24 protein-coding genes and 1 tRNA gene are annotated in these 18,011 nt (G+C 44.0%); 4 read left to right on the top strand and 21 right to left on the bottom strand.

Annotated elements, in window-relative coordinates; genetic code table 11:
• Nucleotides 1-14: 14 nt before the first annotated feature.
• Together sipW and tapA are read right to left on the bottom strand one after the other, a co-directional pair.
• Entirely contained in the window at nt 15-599 is a 585-nt protein-coding gene (gene sipW / locus CP943_RS13690) for a signal peptidase I SipW (RefSeq protein ID WP_020452168.1), read from the bottom strand.
• A complete protein-coding gene (gene tapA, locus CP943_RS13695; RefSeq protein ID WP_020452169.1) occupies nt 596-1,324 on the bottom strand; it encodes an amyloid fiber anchoring/assembly protein TapA in 729 nt (242 codons plus the stop codon). The genes sipW and tapA overlap by 4 nt, the downstream gene beginning before the upstream one ends.
• Before the next feature lie 277 nt (nt 1,325-1,601).
• On the opposite strand from tapA, the gene CP943_RS13700 reads away from it, so the two are divergent.
• A complete protein-coding gene (locus CP943_RS13700) occupies nt 1,602-1,922 on the top strand; it encodes a YqzG/YhdC family protein (protein ID WP_023855188.1) in 321 nt (106 codons plus the stop codon).
• A 29-nt stretch (nt 1,923-1,951) separates the two neighbouring features.
• Here the strand turns inward: CP943_RS13700 and CP943_RS13705 are convergent, their stop codons facing one another.
• The 9 genes from CP943_RS13705 to CP943_RS13745 all read right to left on the bottom strand — a co-directional run bounded on the left by CP943_RS13705 (nt 1,952) and on the right by CP943_RS13745 (nt 7,163).
• The gene (locus CP943_RS13705; RefSeq protein ID WP_020452171.1) at nt 1,952-2,134 is read right to left on the bottom strand and encodes a YqzE family protein; all 183 of its coding nucleotides are present in this window, start codon (nt 2,132-2,134) and stop codon (nt 1,952-1,954) included.
• 88 nt (nt 2,135-2,222) lie between these two features.
• Entirely contained in the window at nt 2,223-2,588 is a 366-nt protein-coding gene (gene comGG / locus CP943_RS13710) for a competence type IV pilus minor pilin ComGG (protein WP_025811163.1), read from the bottom strand.
• A gap of 11 nt (nt 2,589-2,599) precedes the next feature.
• Nucleotides 2,600-3,088 (bottom strand): competence type IV pilus minor pilin ComGF, encoded by a 489-nt coding sequence (gene comGF / locus CP943_RS13715; protein ID WP_224067282.1) that lies wholly within the window; start codon nt 3,086-3,088, stop codon nt 2,600-2,602.
• The gene (gene comGE / locus CP943_RS13720) at nt 2,997-3,344 is read right to left on the bottom strand and encodes a competence type IV pilus minor pilin ComGE (RefSeq protein ID WP_023855191.1); all 348 of its coding nucleotides are present in this window, start codon (nt 3,342-3,344) and stop codon (nt 2,997-2,999) included. Before comGE ends, comGF begins: the two co-directional genes overlap by 92 nt.
• Nucleotides 3,328-3,765: a competence type IV pilus minor pilin ComGD gene (comGD, locus tag CP943_RS13725; RefSeq protein WP_039072845.1), complete on the bottom strand. Its 438-nt coding sequence runs from the start codon at nt 3,763-3,765 to the stop codon at nt 3,328-3,330. The genes comGE and comGD overlap by 17 nt, the downstream gene beginning before the upstream one ends.
• A gap of 5 nt (nt 3,766-3,770) precedes the next feature.
• Complete coding sequence (gene comGC / locus CP943_RS13730; protein WP_039072846.1) at nt 3,771-4,064, bottom strand: competence type IV pilus major pilin ComGC; 294 nt, start codon at nt 4,062-4,064, stop codon at nt 3,771-3,773.
• Between the two features lie 13 nt (nt 4,065-4,077).
• Complete coding sequence (gene comGB / locus CP943_RS13735; protein ID WP_105981076.1) at nt 4,078-5,112, bottom strand: competence type IV pilus assembly protein ComGB; 1,035 nt, start codon at nt 5,110-5,112, stop codon at nt 4,078-4,080.
• A complete protein-coding gene (gene comGA / locus CP943_RS13740) occupies nt 5,102-6,166 on the bottom strand; it encodes a competence type IV pilus ATPase ComGA (RefSeq protein ID WP_025811157.1) in 1,065 nt (354 codons plus the stop codon). Before comGA ends, comGB begins: the two co-directional genes overlap by 11 nt.
• Nucleotides 6,167-6,323: 157 nt before the next feature.
• Nucleotides 6,324-7,163 carry an STAS domain-containing protein gene (locus CP943_RS13745; protein ID WP_105981077.1) on the bottom strand — a complete coding sequence of 280 codons (840 nt, stop codon included), beginning with the start codon at nt 7,161-7,163 and terminating at the stop codon, nt 6,324-6,326.
• Nucleotides 7,164-7,270: 107 nt separating this feature from the next.
• Between CP943_RS13745 and CP943_RS13750 the strand changes: the two genes are divergently transcribed.
• A tRNA-Gln gene (locus CP943_RS13750) sits at nt 7,271-7,342 on the top strand.
• A gap of 62 nt (nt 7,343-7,404) precedes the next feature.
• Here CP943_RS13750 and CP943_RS13755 read toward each other — a convergent pair.
• Nucleotides 7,405-7,782 (bottom strand): Spx/MgsR family RNA polymerase-binding regulatory protein, encoded by a 378-nt coding sequence (locus CP943_RS13755; RefSeq protein ID WP_003183482.1) that lies wholly within the window; start codon nt 7,780-7,782, stop codon nt 7,405-7,407.
• A gap of 210 nt (nt 7,783-7,992) precedes the next feature.
• Here CP943_RS13755 and CP943_RS13760 point away from each other — a divergent pair, with 210 nt between their 5' ends.
• On the top strand, nt 7,993-8,238 hold the full coding sequence (locus CP943_RS13760; protein WP_020452180.1) for a DUF2626 domain-containing protein: 246 nt from the start codon (nt 7,993-7,995) through the stop codon (nt 8,236-8,238).
• Between the two features lie 35 nt (nt 8,239-8,273).
• On the opposite strand, the gene CP943_RS13765 is transcribed toward CP943_RS13760, so the two are convergent.
• Nucleotides 8,274-8,912: an MBL fold metallo-hydrolase gene (locus tag CP943_RS13765; protein WP_020452181.1), complete on the bottom strand. Its 639-nt coding sequence runs from the start codon at nt 8,910-8,912 to the stop codon at nt 8,274-8,276.
• A 155-nt stretch (nt 8,913-9,067) separates the two neighbouring features.
• Here CP943_RS13765 and CP943_RS13770 point away from each other — a divergent pair, with 155 nt between their 5' ends.
• On the top strand, nt 9,068-9,241 hold the full coding sequence (locus CP943_RS13770; protein ID WP_003183486.1) for a DUF2759 domain-containing protein: 174 nt from the start codon (nt 9,068-9,070) through the stop codon (nt 9,239-9,241).
• A gap of 60 nt (nt 9,242-9,301) precedes the next feature.
• On the opposite strand, the gene CP943_RS13775 is transcribed toward CP943_RS13770, so the two are convergent.
• The 8 genes from CP943_RS13775 to CP943_RS13810 form a co-directional block, all read right to left on the bottom strand.
• Complete coding sequence (locus tag CP943_RS13775) at nt 9,302-9,616, bottom strand: MTH1187 family thiamine-binding protein (RefSeq protein WP_095291085.1); 315 nt, start codon at nt 9,614-9,616, stop codon at nt 9,302-9,304.
• A 15-nt stretch (nt 9,617-9,631) separates the two neighbouring features.
• Complete coding sequence (locus CP943_RS13780) at nt 9,632-10,741, bottom strand: YqgU-like beta propeller domain-containing protein (RefSeq protein WP_105981078.1); 1,110 nt, start codon at nt 10,739-10,741, stop codon at nt 9,632-9,634.
• A 54-nt stretch (nt 10,742-10,795) separates the two neighbouring features.
• Nucleotides 10,796-11,920 (bottom strand): M14 family metallopeptidase, encoded by a 1,125-nt coding sequence (locus CP943_RS13785; RefSeq protein WP_105981079.1) that lies wholly within the window; start codon nt 11,918-11,920, stop codon nt 10,796-10,798.
• Nucleotides 11,921-12,052: 132 nt separating this feature from the next.
• Nucleotides 12,053-12,994 carry an iron-hydroxamate ABC transporter substrate-binding protein gene (locus CP943_RS13790; RefSeq protein WP_105981080.1) on the bottom strand — a complete coding sequence of 314 codons (942 nt, stop codon included), beginning with the start codon at nt 12,992-12,994 and terminating at the stop codon, nt 12,053-12,055.
• A 174-nt stretch (nt 12,995-13,168) separates the two neighbouring features.
• Nucleotides 13,169-15,067, bottom strand: a complete 1,899-nt coding sequence (locus CP943_RS13795; protein ID WP_020452186.1) for an LTA synthase family protein — start codon at nt 15,065-15,067, stop codon at nt 13,169-13,171.
• 181 nt (nt 15,068-15,248) lie between these two features.
• The gene (locus tag CP943_RS13800) at nt 15,249-16,223 is read right to left on the bottom strand and encodes an ROK family glucokinase (RefSeq protein ID WP_020452187.1); all 975 of its coding nucleotides are present in this window, start codon (nt 16,221-16,223) and stop codon (nt 15,249-15,251) included.
• Between the two features lie 24 nt (nt 16,224-16,247).
• Nucleotides 16,248-16,445: a YqgQ family protein gene (locus CP943_RS13805; protein WP_020452188.1), complete on the bottom strand. Its 198-nt coding sequence runs from the start codon at nt 16,443-16,445 to the stop codon at nt 16,248-16,250.
• Between the two features lie 100 nt (nt 16,446-16,545).
• Entirely contained in the window at nt 16,546-18,000 is a 1,455-nt protein-coding gene (locus tag CP943_RS13810; protein WP_020452189.1) for a spore germination protein, read from the bottom strand.
• Nucleotides 18,001-18,011 lie beyond the last annotated feature (11 nt).

Below are 18,011 nucleotides of genomic sequence, written 5' to 3' on the forward strand. Positions count from 1 at the left end.
GTGACCAACGAAGATTACATGGAAACTGATTGATCTTTCCCGGCGGCTTCAATTGCCTTAGTTTTTTGGTCAATCTCTCTTAAAGCCGCGGATACAGTAATCACTGCGTAAAGAATCAACAAGAGTCCCGGCACGATCAGCAATATGGCTGTGCCGATCGGTTTACTTGCAAAATCCAGCAAATACCCGGCATACGGAACCGTAATGCCCGAATACTTAGCGACAACATTTTCCGCCAGCACCGGATCGGAATCAGGGTTTTGGTTATTGTCACCCTTTGTTTTAAACATGAGGTTTGATTTATTTTTTGTTATACCGATAATTCGGTGGGTAACCATGGTGTTTTCGTCTTGCATGAATGTAATGACATCTCCCTTTTTCAAAGACCCGGGATTTTCAATCTTTTGAACGGCTATCACAGAACCTGTTTTAAATTCCGGCTCCATCGAACCGGATAAAACCGTTTTCAATTGATAGCCGAAAAGCTGCGGCTCTCCGCCGGACGACTTTGTCGAAATTACGACGATGACCGCGGCGATGATGAGTGTGAAAATAATCACATATAAGATATTGCTGACCCATTTGATCACATGTTTCATGACGCTTCCCCGCTTTCTAATGAATTTTCTTCTTTTCTATTTTCTTTATCTACGGATTCACTGCTCTTTGGTGTTTTCTCTATGTCCTGTTCAGACTTTTCCCGTGTTTCTGTCTGTTCTGTTTGCTTCGGCTTTTCTGATGCTTTTTTAGGCGGCTTCGGTGTTTCTTCTTTACAGTCTTGAAGCTTCATCACATTTGACCAAATAAAAGGTTTGCCCTTTTTCACATCGGGATGGCCTTCAGGCTTAATCAATTTAAATGCGTAGAGCCCTCCTTTTGCCGCCCGCTTTGACTCTATCCGGTAGATGTTCTTTTCGGCTTCTTTTTTGAACGCGCCTTTATCGATCACAGTCCCGTCCTCTAACGGTTTTTTGGCATTACCGAGTTTATGCAGCTCCCACTTCCATTCAGAGTCGGCGATTTGGCTGCCGCGGTTTTTATATTCTGCAAACAATGTCAGCGGTGCACAGACCGTTCCTTTCGTCTTTGTCTGTTTTTGAAGCTTCAAATTGCTCCCGTCCCACTGTTTCCCATCTTGAGGAAATGAAGAGGCCGCTTTCATTGTCATGCTGTATGTTTCCACATCGTGAAATGATGCGTTTGTATGCTGTGACAGCTGACTCCCCAATCCAATTAAAAGATAAATGATCAGCAGCGTTTGAAAAACGATGATGTTTTTTCCGGCTCTTTTTCGGGATCTCCTAGTTCGAGATAATCGGATCATGACTACCCTCCTAGCGAGTATGTAATGGCTTTTTTCGCTCGTTCGTTTTAAAGAACTTGATAGTTAGAGTATAAAGAACAAATGTGCCATTTGAAAACTATCAAAATAGTCGATTAAGTTCGTTTTACAGAACGTTTTCGTTTGATTCCTCAAAAAATCTCTCAAATTCTCATCTTTTTGAAAAGTTTGAAGTTCTTTATAAAGTACATAATTTCTTCTTCATTTTTGTATAAACACTGTTGACAAGGAAAAAATAGGATAGAAAGGATGATGCCCCGTGCTGAAAAATGCTATGTTATGCTCTTTTTTACTGCTTGCAAGCATTGGGCCGCTCAATGCCCATGCGGCAGCTTACGAAACAGCCCGCATGTCTAAGTGGGAAGAAAAAGCGGTTGAGGAAGCAAAAAAGAGGTATCCGGAAGCAGAAGTGCGTCTCACGAAAAAAGTATGGGATCGAAAGCGGGCGGATGAAGCGGTCAAACAATACCATGTCACATTGAGTGAAGGAAATAAAAATTTCGGAGTATTTGTTACAATTTCATTTGAACCTGCGACACACAAAATCAACAAAGTCGTCGTTGTAGAAGAATATAAATAAGCCGCTTTGCAGTAGAAAGCGGCTTGTCTTTATTTATGCCTTTTAAAAAACATGATACAGCCAAGAGGAAGAATGCCGAACCATTGATATATCCTGGACGGCGGCTTTGATTCTTTACGTTTTTCTTTCATTTCTTTTCTTTCCTGCTTAGGCGTGTCCATATATTTTACGAGCTGTTCCGTCATATATTTAACATAATCGTTCGTTTTCATCACATCACCTCTTGGGGAGTTCTGTCAGTTGAAGTGTTGTCATACGAATCTTTTTTTATACATTCTTCATGATTCCGACACACAATTTTTAATATTCTTTCCACTGTGTGATTTTCTTAGTGCTCAAATCATATTGAAATTCAGCGCTCGTTCCTGTGCCGGAAGCTGTCGTTACCTCTATCTTCACTCGCTTGAGCCGCTGATGAGCCGGATTGACAGTATACGATATCAAGCCATGCTGTTTTTGAATTTTCTCTTTTGTCTCTTCGTGAATATGAGACAAGGCATGGAGCATTCCATTTTGGAGAAGGTTTTGCTGAATATGAAATTCTTTTGTTTGCTGTGCAAACATTCGTTGATTCGTTAATAAAACGGCTGAATGACCCGCGCAGAGCATGCAAATCACAGCTGTGAAAACAGCAGCCGGATAAATGAATCCTTTTGAATTTTTCACGTGATCACCTTTTACATATGATAGAGCGGAATGGACTTACGGTATGACTTGCCGCTTAAACTTGTCGCTTCAAGGATCAGCAGATGATCTTCAATCACAAACCTCATGTGTTTGACATGTTGCAAAAGCGGCACATGACCTTTTCCATTGACTCTTTTTCGGATAACTGTCTGATATTTCTCATAGCGAACAGCGGCACCTTGGCGATTTGTCATTTCCAATGACTGATGATCGTCGCCCGCTCTTAGATCAACCGAGTTCCTGCATTCCTTCAATATTTGCTCGGCAGTAATCGTCCATTCGCGCGGGTGAATATCCGCACCGTTTCTTTCCGGGGATAAAAACAGATGAAATATCGAGGCCATCGTTCCTGCAATGAACATATACACCATTAAGGAAACAAGTACATTAAGAAGGGTAAATCCCTTTTGACCGCAAAATGGTGAAGCAACGCCGTTGACTGTCTCTTTTTTTAATGGAGATGCATACTTTATAATCATCTCCCTGCTCCTTCCATTCAATAAAGTAAGATGTGTTTCGGTAAAGCACAGTTTCTTTAGGCTGAAACCGTCCGGTCAGTGTGTAGCGGCTGATCTTTTCATCCAATATGCGATATGCCTCTTCTTCTTTTTCAGATGCCCCGCGCTGCAAAGACAGCTGATGAACCATAGGAATCAATAACATGGTGATCATGACCCAAATGCCGAATGCGGAAACAGCTTCAACTGTTGTAAAGCCTCTATTTTTTTTGCACATTAATCTTTCCGCTTCCTAAATGGATCGTCAGTGCAAAAGAGGCGTGCTGTGTATCGATCACGATTTTTCCCCCTTGATTCGGAACTCCGCTTGGGTTAAAAGTAAGAGTTCGTTTGAGCGTCGCTTTTTTGAACGCAATATGGCAACTGTATGTCCTGACCAGCTTAGGCGATGAGCCTTCGTCCGCGTGCTTAATAATATAGCGGCAGCCGGCAAAGTCAAACTGCACCTTAACCGTCGCATGGCGGACGAGAGCTGTCTGCTGTGCGTAAAGCAGATCCTCTTCAAGCTGTGAGACAAAGTGCTGAACAACTCTTTTTTCATAAACGGGAGGCAGTGCGGCAAAGAGAAGAGAGAGCATAATGGAACCGATCATCAATACAGTTAGGCTTTCCAAAAGCGTAAATCCTTTTTGATTCATAACCGTCAATCAGCCTGTGCTTTGCCGTTTGAAATTTTAATTACTTTCCCATTCGGGCACTTTAAGTTCTTCTTCACGTAACCTTCAGATTCAAGGTCCGCCCTACTCGGCGTTTTCCCGTCATGATCCATTTGATAAGCCGTGATTTGCGCTTGAACCATATTAATTAACCCTTCGCATCCTTTCTTTTGAATACTTTGATTATGCTTGGTCACATTCGGTATGGTGATCAACAGCAGGATGGAGATGACGAGCATGACGACTAACATTTCTATCAGTGTAAATCCCTTTTCATTCACAGTTCCGTCCTCCTTATAACTGGTTCATCATTTGATACATTGGCAAAAGCATAGACAAATAAAGAATTAATATCATCGCCGCTGTTAGCCCGTAAATCAATGGCTGGATCAAACCTGTCCATTTTTCTGCTTTCCGTTCAAGCCGTTCAATCAAAAATTGACTGTATGAATACAGCTCTCTGTATAAGTGTCCGTTTAATTGGCCGTGAGCAACAGCCTTCGCCAGATCATTTTCATAAAACGGATGCCCGGCCAGCATCTGCTCCAGACTCTCCCCTTGTTTCAGCCGCTCGATCAGGCGCTTCGCTTCATTTTTATGAAATGTTAAAAACGGCTGGCTTTCAAATGCTTTTAAACTGTCATATACAGACAGACCAGCTTGCAAAAGATTGCTCAATTGGAGCGATAAAAAATAACTGTTGAATAGTTTGAAGGTTTGGCCCAGCAAGGGAATTCTAATGAGAAAGGTCATTTTGTCTTCTGGAGGTTTATGGCGAAATGAACACAGATAATAGAGGGATAAAGCGGCGGCAATCAACATCATTCCTGCGATAAAAAGATAAAAATGATCAAAAACCGAAAAGATGAGGGTCGTTGCAAAAGACGTTTCAACGTTCATTGATTCATAGATCGCGGAAAATTGCGGGATGATTGCCGATTTCATAATAGAGATAATGACGCAGACCGTTAAAACTAAAAACAAGGGATATCTGGCGGCTTTCTTTAGTTTTTCGGTTTGAGCGATCTTGCGGTGAAGCAGCTCTCCGCTCTGCCGAAAGGCATATGGCAAATTCCCGTGCTGTGCGGCAAAGTAAACAATGGTAACAGCATCCTTATGAAATGAAATCATTTCAAGCACTTGAAACACAGATCGCCCTTCTGTCAGCTTCTCTATCGCAAATGTCAGATCTGCACTTCGCCTTTCATTCAATTGCAGTTTCAGCATACTTAAAGCATCCAAAATCGTATATCCGCTCTTCATCATGTCTCCGAGTTTTTTCAGAATGTCCGCCTGTTCCCGGACGGGCCACTTCATTTTAATCTTCATGGCCTATCCAGCGTTCATAAGTATTCGACGGCAGATATCCGAGTGCTATTCCCTTCTGGATCAGCGTTTTCAATGTTTCTGTTTTTATGTCACCGCACCTGCCTTTTGCTTCTTCGATGCAGAGATTGAGGCTTTTTCCGTACAAAAGCTCGAAGACGCTTGCTCTTCTCACAGGCCTCGACAATCTGCAATATAAAGAGCAGCTGTCGCCGCAAAACGGGCAGACGAGACCGACGAGGCGCTGGGCGCTGATTGCGACCAGTGTTTGTTCAATTTCTGTCATATCAACGCCGAACTCGAGCAGCCTGTATATTGCGCCTTTGGCATTTTTCGCATGCATGCTCGATAAAACAAGGTGTCCTGTCAAAGCTGCCCTGACTGCGATTTGGGCTGTTTCGGCATCGCGAATTTCCCCGAGGATGATCATGTCCGGATCGTGGCGAAGCACCGCCTTCAACCCCGCAGAATAAGTCATGCCAGCTTTTTCGTTTACTTGCACTTGCAAAATGTTTTCGCTTCTTGATTCAACAGGGTCTTCCAAGGTAATGATATTTCGCTTAAAATGCCGCTTGGCGTATTCAATTAAAGAATAGAGTGTTGTCGTTTTCCCCGAGCCTGTCGGACCGGTGAACAGAATTAATCCGTGGGAATGCTTCAGAAAAGACAGCAGCTTGAATGTTGCACTCGGAAACAATGAGAGCTTTGTGAGCGGCTTGCTGCTCATCTTGGGAAGAAGCCTGATGACCAAGCTTTCATCATGGATGGTGGGCAGAGTAGACATTCTTAAATGAACGGGCTGACGGTTGATATAAAGAGTTAAAGCTCCGCTTTGCGGCAGCCGTCTTTCCCCAATATCCATCGAAGAAAGGAATTTAAAGTGAGAAATGAGCCTTGAGCACTCATTTCTCGTTAATCTGTCTTTTTGAAAAAGTTCATCATCAATCCTGAAGCGAACCACCGCCTCTTTTTCACCGGGAACAATATGAATGTCTGACGCCTTCATTCTATATGCCTCGTCAATTAATCTTCCGCTTAATGATTCAATCGTGTACAAACCATTGCGCCTCCTTTCTAAGCGCAGTTTATACGAAAAACATCGGAAGCATCAAATCCTTAAAAATCGCAAATCAAGCTGAATACGAAGCAAAAACGGAATTTCCGAATACCGATTTGACTATTTTATTCAGCTTCCAACTGCTGAAATGAGAAATTTAAACCTTCTCTTCAGCCTTGCCGTTTTCACGGATGCAAAAGCCTTTATTGCAAAGCGCCTTAGCAAGGCTCTGTTCTGTGTTAATATGCGAAAAATCCATCCCAAGCTTCACAACTGTTTGGGCAATCTCCGGTCTCAAGCCCGAAAGAACCGTCTCAACGCCAAGTAGTTTTGTGCTGTCTACGACTTTGAACAACTGGTAGGCAACCATCGTATCGACGACAGGAACACCGGAAATATCAATAAACAGATGCGAGAGATGAAGCTCAGCACACTGCTTAAGCGCAGATTCAATGATCACCGTTGCCCTGTGAGTATCAATTTCGCCAATGAGCGGCAGCACACCGATGTGTTCTGATACCGGTATAACAGGTGCGCTCAGTTCGCGTATCATCTCGGTCTGCGCCTTCAATTGTCTCTTTGTCGTATGCTCATATTCAAGAATAAACTGTTCAATAACCTCATCCAGCATTGAGTGAAGCTGTTTATTCCAGATAAAAAAGTCTTTTTTCGAACAGTCCGGTGCATGTTTATCCGAAAAATGCTCGATTTCATCTATTAAAAGTTCACGGCACACTTTAAACCCCTTTATGCTTTCAGTCACCGGAATTTGGCTGACAGCCCTGTCGTAGGCAATTTCCTTGGCGCATCCGGAGGCTTTATCCCAGCATAGCGCCTGTTCATCCTTGGCAAATACCCTTGAAACAGCCAGTAAAAAGTCCTTATATTGCTGTGCCGTTTTTTCTTTTTCAGACGCTGTTCGGGACAGCCATTCATCGGTGATTCTGTCCGCCTGTTTGACCAAATACTCATAAAGGGCTGCATGCTTGTTTTCCATGTCAATCCTCCTCATTGTTTTCCTTTAAAATCAATCGGCTATATGACCAACATTTTGATCACTATGTATAAAACGAAATCGATTGTCTACACTATACGTAAGCGCATTGGGCTATAGCCAAGCGGTAAGGCAACGGACTTTGACTCCGTGACGCGCTGGTTCGAATCCAGCTAGCCCAGTTACACAGGCGAAAAAACGAAGATATGCTGAACATGCAATGTGTCAGCAATCTTCGTTTTTTTCAGGAAACAGAACGGTGTAAGGTGTGTTTTTTTAATTTTAAGAGTTCGCCGGGATTATATCCGACAACCAGCTTATCGCCGTTTACGATAATCGGGCGTCTCAGCAGCTTTGGTTTTTGAATTAACAATTCCAGCACTTCGCTGACCGTTAATTCTTCGATATCAAGATTTAACTCTTTAAATGCCTGGCTTCTTGTCGCCAATATCTCATCAATTCCTTCGGTCGTGAGAGACAAAATATGTTTCAGCTCGTCCTGATTCGGCGTTTCCCTGAAAAGATGCCGCTCTGTAAAATCAACCTGGTTCGCTTTCAGCCAATGTTTCGTTTTCCGGCATGATGTGCAGCTCGGGTATGAATAAAAGGTCAGCTCTTCCATGAATGATTCCTCCTTAACATGTACTGACTTTGTCTTTGTATGTTTTAGTACCCGTGATATTTTCCGTTTAAACACGTGACAGGTGATTTTTTAAAAATGCTTATCACAAAATTGTAAAAAATGAATTGATTTTCCCAAAATGAAAATGTTTACATTTCAAGATAAATTGGCTTATAATAAAATCAAAGGGGCTTTTTGGGAGGGATATAAATGAATCGCATGTTCCGTGTGTTAGGATTCTGGACAGGTATCTTTGCGGTCATGTTTTATTTAGGAAATATGAAAGATGCATCACTGCTGTTCTTCGGTCAAACTGTATTTTTTGTGTTCTTATCGTATCTCAACTTGACCGAGCGGATGTACATTTATATTTTCGGTGCTTACTTGACAGTCTTTTTTGCCGCATTTACATATTATTCTGTGTTTATTATGGTTCCCGGTCAGGGAGGCCATTAAAAAAGACGATCCATCAGGATCGTCTTTTTTATGTTTTACAAAGTAAATCCGTTGATGAACGGGTTTTGTTCCTGTTCTGTTGCAATGTCCGTCTCGGGGCCGTGACCGCTTAACACAAGCGTCTCTTCCGGAAGCGTCAGCAGTTTTTGATGAATACTGTCCATCAGCACCTTTTGATTTCCTCCCGGCAGGTCTGTACGCCCGACTCCCCCTTTAAATAAAACATCCCCGGAAACGATCAGGTTTTCTTCTTCCGCATAATACGAGACGCTGCCCGGAGAATGTCCAGGCGTAAAGAGCATGCGGAGCGTAAAAGAGCCGATTTTAAGATCCCCCTCTTCTTCGATCAGATGATCTGCTTTTTCTGCTGTGATCGTCTGTCCCGTAAGCAGCGCTGAACCATTTAATGAAGGATCAGTCAGCCATTCAGCTTCATTTTTATGTACGTATACAGGAATGTTCCATTCTTTTCTGACATTGTCCACGGCTCCGATATGATCAAAATGAGCGTGAGTGAGCAATACTGCAAGAGGCTTCAAACCGTTTTCTTTTATGTATGCATTCAGTTTCCCTGATTCGCTGCCGGGATCAATTATTAAACAGGTACCGTCATCATGGGATAAAATATAAGCGTTCGTCTGGATAGGCCCTAAAGGCATTCTTCTCCATTTCATTTTCTTCACCTCAGATTCATCTTTCTTTGTTCCATTATGAAGGTTTTGCGGGAAACTTTCAATGAATCATGTTGTCCTCGACAAATTTGATGAAAACGGTTAAAATAAAATTGGAAATATACTGCAGGGGATCCAAACGAAGGGGGTTTATATTGATGTTGCTCGTGATCATTTTCGGTCTAGTCACGATATTATCTGCTCTTGGAGTTCTTCGTTCTCTTAAACAAATCAACGTTCTTGGCATCTTATTTGGCGGGGCGGCTTTTTTAGTGTTTGGATGGTTTACCGTCATGACAATCATTAACAGCGGGTATCCGACAGTCCACTAAACCCGGTGCCTTTAGACAAAAACAGCCTTATTCCGTTATTCCGGAATAAGGCTGTTTTTCTTATTGGCTGAAATGACGCTGGACGCTTGCAAGCTTGCCTTCCATCGTCGTTTTCTTGTCGCGGCGGTCGTCAATCCTGATATTCGTCGCCACTCTGTGGATGCCTTTTTGGAAAGGCGCTTCGTGAATCGTCTGAATCACCTCAAATAAATCGCTTAATTCCCCTTCAATCAAAGTATTCATCGGTGTCAGCTGATATTGGATTTTGCCTTCTTTTTTAAATCCTTCTAAAATGGTTTGAATCTCCGCTACATACGTGCTTACGCTCGGAGTTTCGGTACCGATCGGTATGATGGTAACGTCTGCTATGGCCACTGTCCATTCTCCTTTCTATTCTTTTGTCACAAGGGGTGCTGCAGTTTTTGAGTTGAATGAAATGATTTGATCCTGGGTATAACCGTACAATGCATAATCCCCGTCAGGAGATACGGTAATCGGAAGCATTTCCACTTTTTCACGAATGACTTCCCGTTTGCCGGTTTTGAGACTGACGGAAATCAGATCATACAAGGAGCCCGACTCATTCGGCTGATACGTATAAAACAGCTCATGCCGAGGGTCGTAGCTGTATTCCATCGGTGACAGGCTGCCATATTCCGAGAACAGCGGCAATTTGAAAGAAATTTTCTTTTCCGAAGAAGAAACGTCTGAAAATATGTAGGTGCCCTGGCGATGACTGGATGAAGGCGCTACAATCAGCCGCATATCCCCCAGAACATCGAGCAGTACGGCATCACCGGCGAGCTTCTTTTTCCGTCCGTCCGCTGTGTTGAAGGAATAAACAGGAGCCGGTTTTTCCCGGTTCCGTTCATTCCATTTGATATATTCAAAAGTGTCGGCGGAAGTCCAATGAACAAAGGCGGCCTGTGCGATGTCTTTTTCGGTTTGCTGTTCTTTCGCATCAATCAGGCGCGATTCATAATTCCAATCTTTCGTAAAAGTTGTGACGTATAAAAGATAAGGGTCAAACCGATTCCAGTCCACTTGCAGTTCATGCGTGCGAAATTTTTTTGTGTACAGCTGTTTTCCCTGTAAATTAAGCAAAGTTAACTTCATTTCAGAGCCGTTTCCGGCGGTTTGGATGAGAATCATGCCTTTTTCCCTGTTTACTTCCGCCGCTATCAGCCTGTCATCCGTCTTGTAGATCGTTTCGCCCGTCCCTTTAAATATATCATATGATTTGACTTCACTTCCTGCGACCGGATCGGTTGCGGTGTATATAACGGTTTCATTATCAAGCCATCCTGCCGCCTCATCAAAGTGCCGGTCCTTCAGCGCTATCACTTTTTTATCTTTTACTGCTGCACTGCTTTTCTTTTTCCCTTCCGGCTCCTCATGATGAACGCTTTTCGTTCCTTCCTGATGCTGCGGTGTGCAACCAGCCGCAGCCACGGTCATCACAGCGGCAATAAGCCATAACGAAACTCTCAAACCGGCCATTCTCCCTCCATAAATGATTGGCTGTCTAATTTACGATTTTCACCGTGAAAAGTTTCAGCTTTCAAAAAAGCAGGATGCCCAAAGTATGCCTCTGCTTTTACAATATATATCGTCAAATTGTTTCATTGGTAAAGGATTTTTTCCTTTGCCGAGTTCAACAGTATATCCTTCTCTTCCGAAAAAATGAATAAACCAATCTCTAAATCCTGCATAGCTGTCTATATATCTGACGCCCTTATAACCGCTCAGGCGCTCAAATGTTTGGATCACATCGGCTGATTCAGGAGGCTCCAGCCCCTTGTATCCCCAATAAATTTCCTCTCCCTGTGTGTGAAGCGCCACAAGCCGATCAGGCGGCTCGTTTGCGATTAAATCCCTCATCGCTGCCGCTTCCAGTTCTGTCAGCGGTTCATCTCCGGGGTAGTCCCTGTAGGAAGGGGATTTGGGCGGTTTTCTCTGTTTTTCGATCTCCCAAAAAGACGGAAACTGATTATTTAAATCCACTCCGTTTATATTGGCTTTCCATTCCCGGAAATCCGGTTGATGCTCATTCATCTCATCCAGTGCTTCCCGCGCTATCCCAAGATGACCGGGACCGTTAAGCACAAGATCAACCCCGTCGGGATTAACGATCGGCACGACGGAAAGCTTTGTTGATGAAAAAATGTCAAGCGGTGAAAAACCTAAAGCGGACCGGCCTGTACATAAATGATAACAATATTCTTTGAGCCATTTCATCAAAACAGAAGTGGTGATCCATTCATTGGCATGAAAAGAAGCATTCATATGCGTTTTTTTTTCGGCATATTCAGCTCCGAGGAGCAGTTCGTATATAGGCTGGCCCATGCTTGAGCGACCGATGATGCGGGAAGTAACAAACGGAAAGCACTCCGTCAATCTGTCAATTTCCTTTTTCAGTACTGCTGAATCGTAAACGACTGTTTTTGTCAGCCACTGTTCATCTTCAAGTGTGTATTGATTCACCAATAATTGCAGCTGTTCATATGTTTCGGCTGCTGGAACGCTTTTTCCTGCTTGAAAAGACGCTCCCGGAAAATAAAATTCGTCCGCGGCTGCATTCGCGTTTGCGCTGATTAAAAGCGGTTCGGGTATGTTCAGGATATTAGACAATCTTTCCATATTCTGCTTTAACTCCGGTTTGATGTTGATGAATGCCATCAATGATCCCTCCCACAATAGCATATGATGAAGGCTCGTTTAAAAACTCTCCCGGTTCGCTTAAAAAACGCTTTTTCAATAAGGTTTCAGCCCGCAAAAAAACTTCCGCCCAAATAGGCGGAAGTTCATCTATTATTTCGCTAAGCTTTCTGTAATAAAGTCAAGCTGGCCCTCTAATGAAATCGGATCGGAAAAGTAGAAGCCGACAGGGTCGATTTTATAGACATGTTGATTTTTGACCGCGCCAAGGTTCTTCCAAATGGAGGTATTAAGCACGGCGCTGTCGTCTCCGCTTGATTCCCAGGGCCCTATAAATATATAATCTCCGGCGAATTCAGGCAGCTTTTCTAATGAAATGCTCGTGTAGCCCGGCCCTTCGTCGATTGCTTTTTCCTTCGTCAGCTTTGTCGCCTTTAAGCCGAGATCTTGATAAACAATGCTTCCTCCCCTTCCGAATTGATCGCCGAATACAAAGATTTCTTTGCCATTCGTTTGCATAATGGAAACCGTTTTGTCCCCGACCGCTTTTTGAATTTTTGATTTTGCCGCGGCAACTTTTTTGTCCCAATCAGCCAGCCATTTCTCCGCTCGATCTTCAGTACCTGTCATTTTTGCGAAATCCTTCAGCCGTTCAGTGTTATTCAAGCTGTCATATTTCAAAGCGACCGTCGGAGCGATTTTTTCCAGCTTTTCGATATCAGCGCCTTGGGTCGTCCATACGACAATCAGGTCCGGTTTTAATTGAATAACCTTTTCAGCGGAATTTCCTTCACCAATGTTTGTCACACCCTCGGTTTTCCCCTTGAAATAAGGATTTTTGAATACCCTGTCAGGGGCACCCACTACATTGAGACCGAGTGTCTTGAAATAGCCGAAATAATCGTCAGCCATGACAACCACCCGTTTCGGATGCTTCGGAACTTTAACCGTTCCGTTTTCAGCCTTGTATGTAATCGTTTCTTCGCTTTTTGATTGAGAAGACGAATCTTTGCTCTCCGTTTGATTACCGCATGCTGTCAATGCTGCGATCAATAATAGTACAAAGCATGCTCCAGCGAGCGTCTTTCCTTTCATATTCACCTTTCATACCTTCTTTCTGGTTTAAATATCGATAAAGAGAATCATTATCAATTATATCATAACCGGCATCGGCTTGGATCATGATTTTGATGACGGACTCTTGTCATTAAAAACAGGCCGGAACGATATCCGGCCTGCTGCATTAGCTTTCTCCGCCAAAAGAAAAGCTTACTCGTCTTTCGGCTTGGCGTCAGATTGCTTTTTTAAGCGCTCGCTGTCATAAAACCTCAGCAAGTCGCCATAAATGATTTGATCTGAATATGAAAGCTCCTGTTTCGCTTTTTCAATGTACGGCTCACAGCCTTTTTTATCTTTAGACGGCTCTCCTGTCGATTTATCATAGCATATGCCGTCTGTGTATACTTTGTCTTTCGTAATAAAGCTGCCGTCGCGAAGCACTGTAAACTCCGTTTTGTCTTTGGCAAACAGGTCGTTTCCAAACTGGATCTGATCGCTCGAATCGATTCCGAGAAGGTTCAGTACAGTCGGCCGAATATCGATTTGGCCGCCGACGGTGTCAATGGCTTTCGGCTCTTTATCCGTCACTCCCGGAATGTGGATCACAAGCGGGACTCTTTGAAGCTGTACTTCCTCAAACGGGGTTACTTCTCTGCCGAGGAATTGGCTCATCGCTTCGTTATGGTTTTCGGAAATCCCGTAATGGTCACCGTATAACACGATAACAGAATTATCGTAGAGGCCGTCTTCTTTCAGCTTTTCAATAAATCGTTTAAGCGCTTCATCCTGATAGCGGACGGTCGGGAAATATCTGTTTAACGTACGGCTTTTTGAATCAAATTCATCGATCAGTTTATCTTCCTCATCCAGCTCAAACGGAAAATGGTTTGTCAGCGTGATCAGGCGGGTATAAAACGGCTGAGGCATTTCTTTCATCAGCTCTGATGTTTGTTCAAAGAATTCCTTATCTTTCAGTCCCCAGCCCACTGAGTTTTCTTCGTTTACATCATAGGAATTGATATCGTAAAACTTATCGTATTTAAACGTATCGTACATAATATCCCGATTCCAGAAGCTTTTGTTGTTCGCATGGAAAATCGAGGAATAATAGCCGTGGTTTTTCAATATTTCAGGCATTGCCGTATACTCGTTTCCTGCATTCGTAAAGAAGACCGCTCCTCTTCCAAGAGGATAGAGAGAGTTGTCAACGATGAATTCGGAATCTGCCGTTTTGCCTTGGCCTGTCTGATGATAGAAATTCTCGAAGCTGTAGCTTTTCTTTATCAGGTCGTTTAAATAAGGCGTAATCTCTTTGCCGTTTAACTTTTGGTTCACGACAAAGCTTTGGGTGGATTCCAGGGAAACGAGGATCACATTCCGACCCTTGGCGATCCCGGCCAGGTTATGATTGGTGTCCGTGCGGTTTGCGTTGACATAGTTTTCAATCTCCGTGAGGCTGTTGCTGTCGGCCAGCGCACGCTGTGCAGATTGCTTTGACTGGATCAGCCCGTCATAGATATGGAAGTTGTAAAGACTGATATTCTTCACAAGAACTTCCCTGTCAAACGATCTTGTCAAAAGCTGCGGTCTTTCTGTTTCAGAAATCCCTAAATTGAAAAAGAAAACGGCAGCGACAAATAGATAGTAAGCCGCGCGTTCCTTTCTTGTCGCCTTTCCGCCTGTTTTGGCAGGCTGGCGCTTGTACAGCCAAATTAAAATGGCAATGTCGACGACGAGGAGCAAATCGGTCGGCATAAACAAAGAGTTGATACTGCTTCCCAAATCACCCATATTATTCGTCTGGAACAATACAGGAATCGTTAAAAAGTCGTTGTAAAAACGGTAGAAGATCATGTTCGCAAGCAAGACAAACGTCAGGACGATGCTTGCCCCGATAATAAACCGGTTCCTGTTTTTTTCTTTGAAAAACAGGCCGATTCCGAATATAAACAGCAAAAAGCTTAAAGGATTGATGAACAATATAAACTCTTGCATGAAGTTTTCAATTTTAATGTTGAAGCTTGTTTTGTAGACGACATACGTTTTCAGCCACATCAGCAATGTCGCAATTAACAAAAACGAAATTTTTGAAAAAAATGACTTTCGCATTCGAAACCTCCCTATGCAGCAAGACGCATGTTTCCGCAAACTGAATTTCCACATATTGTTTTATTTTAGAAAAATCGCTAAAATTACTAAATCATATCTTAACCTGTCTGTACAAAAAAATCAATCATTTTTCACATTGGCTTAAAAGTGTTAACAATGCTGCAAAGCGGTCCGAAAATGCTTATAAAACAGGCTCCGCCTGGCTTTTCAGCCATTGGTTTTTGGCGATCCATGCGCCGCCGATCACGCCTGCGTCGTTTCCAAGTGAAGCGATTACGATCTCAGCCGCCTCGCCGGCCCGCGGGAATACGAAGCGGTTGAAAGATTGTTCAACTTTGGAGCGCAGGATTTCTCCTGCTTTTGAGACGCCTCCGCCAATTACGATTTTCGAAGGATTGAGCGAGCTCGCCAAGTTGCCGAGGACCATTCCTAAATGACCCGCCACATAATCGACGACTTCGCAAGCAACCGGATCATTTTCCCGGGCCGCTTCAAAAATATCGCGCGCCGTGATATCCGGACATGCACGCAAGTCTGTATCTAGATGACCGGATTCTATTTTTTCTTTGGCAATCCTGACGATGCCCGTAGCCGAAGCGATCGTTTCGATACAGCCGCTTTTCCCGCAGTTGCACGGCGCTCCTCCTTCAGGAACTGAACAGATGTGGCCGATTTCTCCGCCTGCACCGTTTTGCCCGCGGACGATTTCTCCGTTTACAATAATGCCGCCTCCGACACCCGTTCCCAACGTGACAAGAATCAAATCCTTTGCGCCGTCTCCCGCTCCTTTCCACATTTCGCCGAGAGCCGCGATGTTCGCGTCATTTTCAATGACCGCCGCTAATCCTGTCTCTGCTTCAAGGTGGTCTTTTAACGGATAGTTCTCCCAGCCCATGTTCGTCGTTTTATAAACGATGCCGGTCTCCGTATTGACGGGGCCCGGAGCGCCCATGCCGATCCATTTTAAGATGTGCTTCGGTTTGCCGAGCTCTTTCAATTTTCCGTCGATGGCTTTTGCGATGCTTACCGTAACCGTTTCCCCCGATTTATCGGTCGGAATTTCCCACTTGTGCAGGATTTCACCATAAGCGCTTACAAAAGCGAGCTTTACCGTTGTTCCTCCAAGGTCGACTCCGACCAGCCAGCTGTCATTCATTTTGCTCCCCCTCTAATCCCTGTTTTATTTTCTCTTTACTTTTGTGAGTTCATTCTGCAAAATTGAAACGCCTTTAAGCCACTGTTCTTTTTCTATCAGATTCGAAAGAAACATTTCTTTCAGTTCGTCCATCATATATTCAAGTTCAAGTTCGCGATCTCCAAAATAAACATAACATCCAAACTGTTTCAGCAACAGCTGTACATCATAGGCTGTTTTCATTTTATTTCACCATTCTTTAAAGGTCTAACATTAGAGTATTCATAAAGCTGTCCGGCGTCAAGCAAAAAAAAAGCCTGTTTTCCTGAAGGAAAACAGACATTCAGCGGTCTGGATCCTGGGGATCCAAAAATACGGGCCTTCTATTTTTCAGCGGCATTGGCGTTCGAATCGCGATATCTCGAAAGGCTCTGTAGTCAAAGGGGATAAACGGCCATAAATACGGCACATGAAACGACTTCATTCTGACCAGATAAATCACCCAGCAGAAGATCGCGATGACAAAGCCGATCGGTCCGAATGCGCCGGCCGCGATCAGGAGAACGATTCTTGCCAGCCTGTTCGCTATGCTCAGCTCATAGCTCGGCGTAGCAAACGTGCCGATAGCCGCAACAGCGAGATACAAGACGACTTCATGCGAGAAAAGTCCGACCTGCACCGCCACTTCTCCGATCATTAAAGCAGCTACAAGTCCGAGAGCCGTAGCCAGAGACGACGGGGTGTGGATTGCAGCCATCCGCATCATGTCGACGCCTATTTCAATTATGATGAATTGCGCAAGCAGCGGAAGGGCCCCTTTTTTTTCAGGCCCTATATATTGAAGGGCGTCCGGCAAAAGATCGGGATGAACGGAGAGCAAAAACCACAGCGGCAGCAAAAAGATCGATGCCAACACAGATATAAAACGGACCACTCGCAAATAGGCGCCTGCAAGCGGTTTGTTTCTGTACTCTTCGGCATGCTGCAGATGGTGCCAAAAAGTAACAGGGGTAATCAGCGCGCTTGGCGAACCGTCCACAAAGACGAGAATGTGGCCTTCGTACAAATGAACGGCCGCAGTATCAGGCCTTTCTGTATAGCGGACCGTCGGATAAGGATTCCAATGACGGCCGCCGATATATTCTTCCAGTGTCTTTTCCGCCATTGTCAAAGCGTCCGTATCAATCGCTTCAAGCGATTGCTTCAGCTTTTTTACACTTTCCAAATCAGCGATATCTTCCAAATAGCAGATGACGACATCTGTTTTGCTTCTTCTGCCGACCTGAAGGAACTCCATTCTGAGGGAACGGTCGCGGATTCTTCTTCTCGTCAGTGCGGTGTTGAACACGATCGTTTCGACGAAGCCGTCTCTTGAACCTCTGACGACACGTTCATTGTCGGGTTCCTCCGGGTTTCTTGCCGGGTATGTCCGCGCATCGATAATAATGGCATGGTCCACCCCGTCGACAAGGAGAACGGCCGGCCCGGACAACACCTGGGCGGCTGCTTTGTCGAGGTCGTCTTCCGTATCAATTTCGATGTATGGGATGTACGTTTTGATCAGCTTCTCAAGCGGATCGTCTTCCAGACTTTCAGGGGTGAGCCTTGAGAGATTCTTAAGCAAGTGGTGCATAATATCATCTTTTACAAAGCCGTCGACAAGATAAAGCGACATGTCTCTATCAGCATAAACAACATCAAGCCGGATCATATCGAAGCTTTTGTCGACCCCCAGCTTTTCATTTAAATATTCAACATTTTTCGCTAAATTTTTTTGGACCGCATGCTTTTTTTCCATTGTATATTAAA

The sequence above is a fragment of the Bacillus paralicheniformis genome (assembly GCF_002993925.1).
GTDB classification, from domain to species: Bacteria; Bacillota; Bacilli; order Bacillales; family Bacillaceae; genus Bacillus; species Bacillus paralicheniformis.

Bases quoted from the DNA above. Each gene is read 5' to 3' on its own strand.
- sipW (WP_020452168.1), bottom strand. From the start codon at position 599: ATGAAACATGTGATCAAATGGGTCAGCAATATCTTATATGTGATTATT.
- tapA (WP_020452169.1), bottom strand. From the start codon at position 1,324: ATGATCCGATTATCTCGAACTAGGAGATCCCGAAAAAGAGCCGGAAAA.
- CP943_RS13705 (WP_020452171.1), bottom strand. From the start codon at position 2,134: ATGAAAACGAACGATTATGTTAAATATATGACGGAACAGCTCGTAAAA.
- comGF (WP_224067282.1), bottom strand. From the start codon at position 3,088: ATGATTATAAAGTATGCATCTCCATTAAAAAAAGAGACAGTCAACGGC.
- comGE (WP_023855191.1), bottom strand. From the start codon at position 3,344: ATGTGCAAAAAAAATAGAGGCTTTACAACAGTTGAAGCTGTTTCCGCA.
- comGD (WP_039072845.1), bottom strand. From the start codon at position 3,765: ATGAATCAAAAAGGATTTACGCTTTTGGAAAGCCTAACTGTATTGATG.
- comGB (WP_105981076.1), bottom strand. From the start codon at position 5,112: ATGAAGATTAAAATGAAGTGGCCCGTCCGGGAACAGGCGGACATTCTG.
- CP943_RS13745 (WP_105981077.1), bottom strand. From the start codon at position 7,163: ATGGAAAACAAGCATGCAGCCCTTTATGAGTATTTGGTCAAACAGGCG.
- CP943_RS13755 (WP_003183482.1), bottom strand. From the start codon at position 7,782: ATGGAAGAGCTGACCTTTTATTCATACCCGAGCTGCACATCATGCCGG.
- CP943_RS13760 (WP_020452180.1), top strand. From the start codon at position 7,993: ATGAATCGCATGTTCCGTGTGTTAGGATTCTGGACAGGTATCTTTGCG.
- CP943_RS13765 (WP_020452181.1), bottom strand. From the start codon at position 8,912: ATGAAATGGAGAAGAATGCCTTTAGGGCCTATCCAGACGAACGCTTAT.
- CP943_RS13770 (WP_003183486.1), top strand. From the start codon at position 9,068: ATGTTGCTCGTGATCATTTTCGGTCTAGTCACGATATTATCTGCTCTT.
- CP943_RS13780 (WP_105981078.1), bottom strand. From the start codon at position 10,741: ATGGCCGGTTTGAGAGTTTCGTTATGGCTTATTGCCGCTGTGATGACC.
- CP943_RS13785 (WP_105981079.1), bottom strand. From the start codon at position 11,920: ATGGCATTCATCAACATCAAACCGGAGTTAAAGCAGAATATGGAAAGA.
- CP943_RS13790 (WP_105981080.1), bottom strand. From the start codon at position 12,994: ATGAAAGGAAAGACGCTCGCTGGAGCATGCTTTGTACTATTATTGATC.
- CP943_RS13795 (WP_020452186.1), bottom strand. From the start codon at position 15,067: ATGCGAAAGTCATTTTTTTCAAAAATTTCGTTTTTGTTAATTGCGACA.
- CP943_RS13800 (WP_020452187.1), bottom strand. From the start codon at position 16,223: ATGAATGACAGCTGGCTGGTCGGAGTCGACCTTGGAGGAACAACGGTA.
- CP943_RS13805 (WP_020452188.1), bottom strand. From the start codon at position 16,445: ATGAAAACAGCCTATGATGTACAGCTGTTGCTGAAACAGTTTGGATGT.
- CP943_RS13810 (WP_020452189.1), bottom strand. From the start codon at position 18,000: ATGGAAAAAAAGCATGCGGTCCAAAAAAATTTAGCGAAAAATGTTGAA.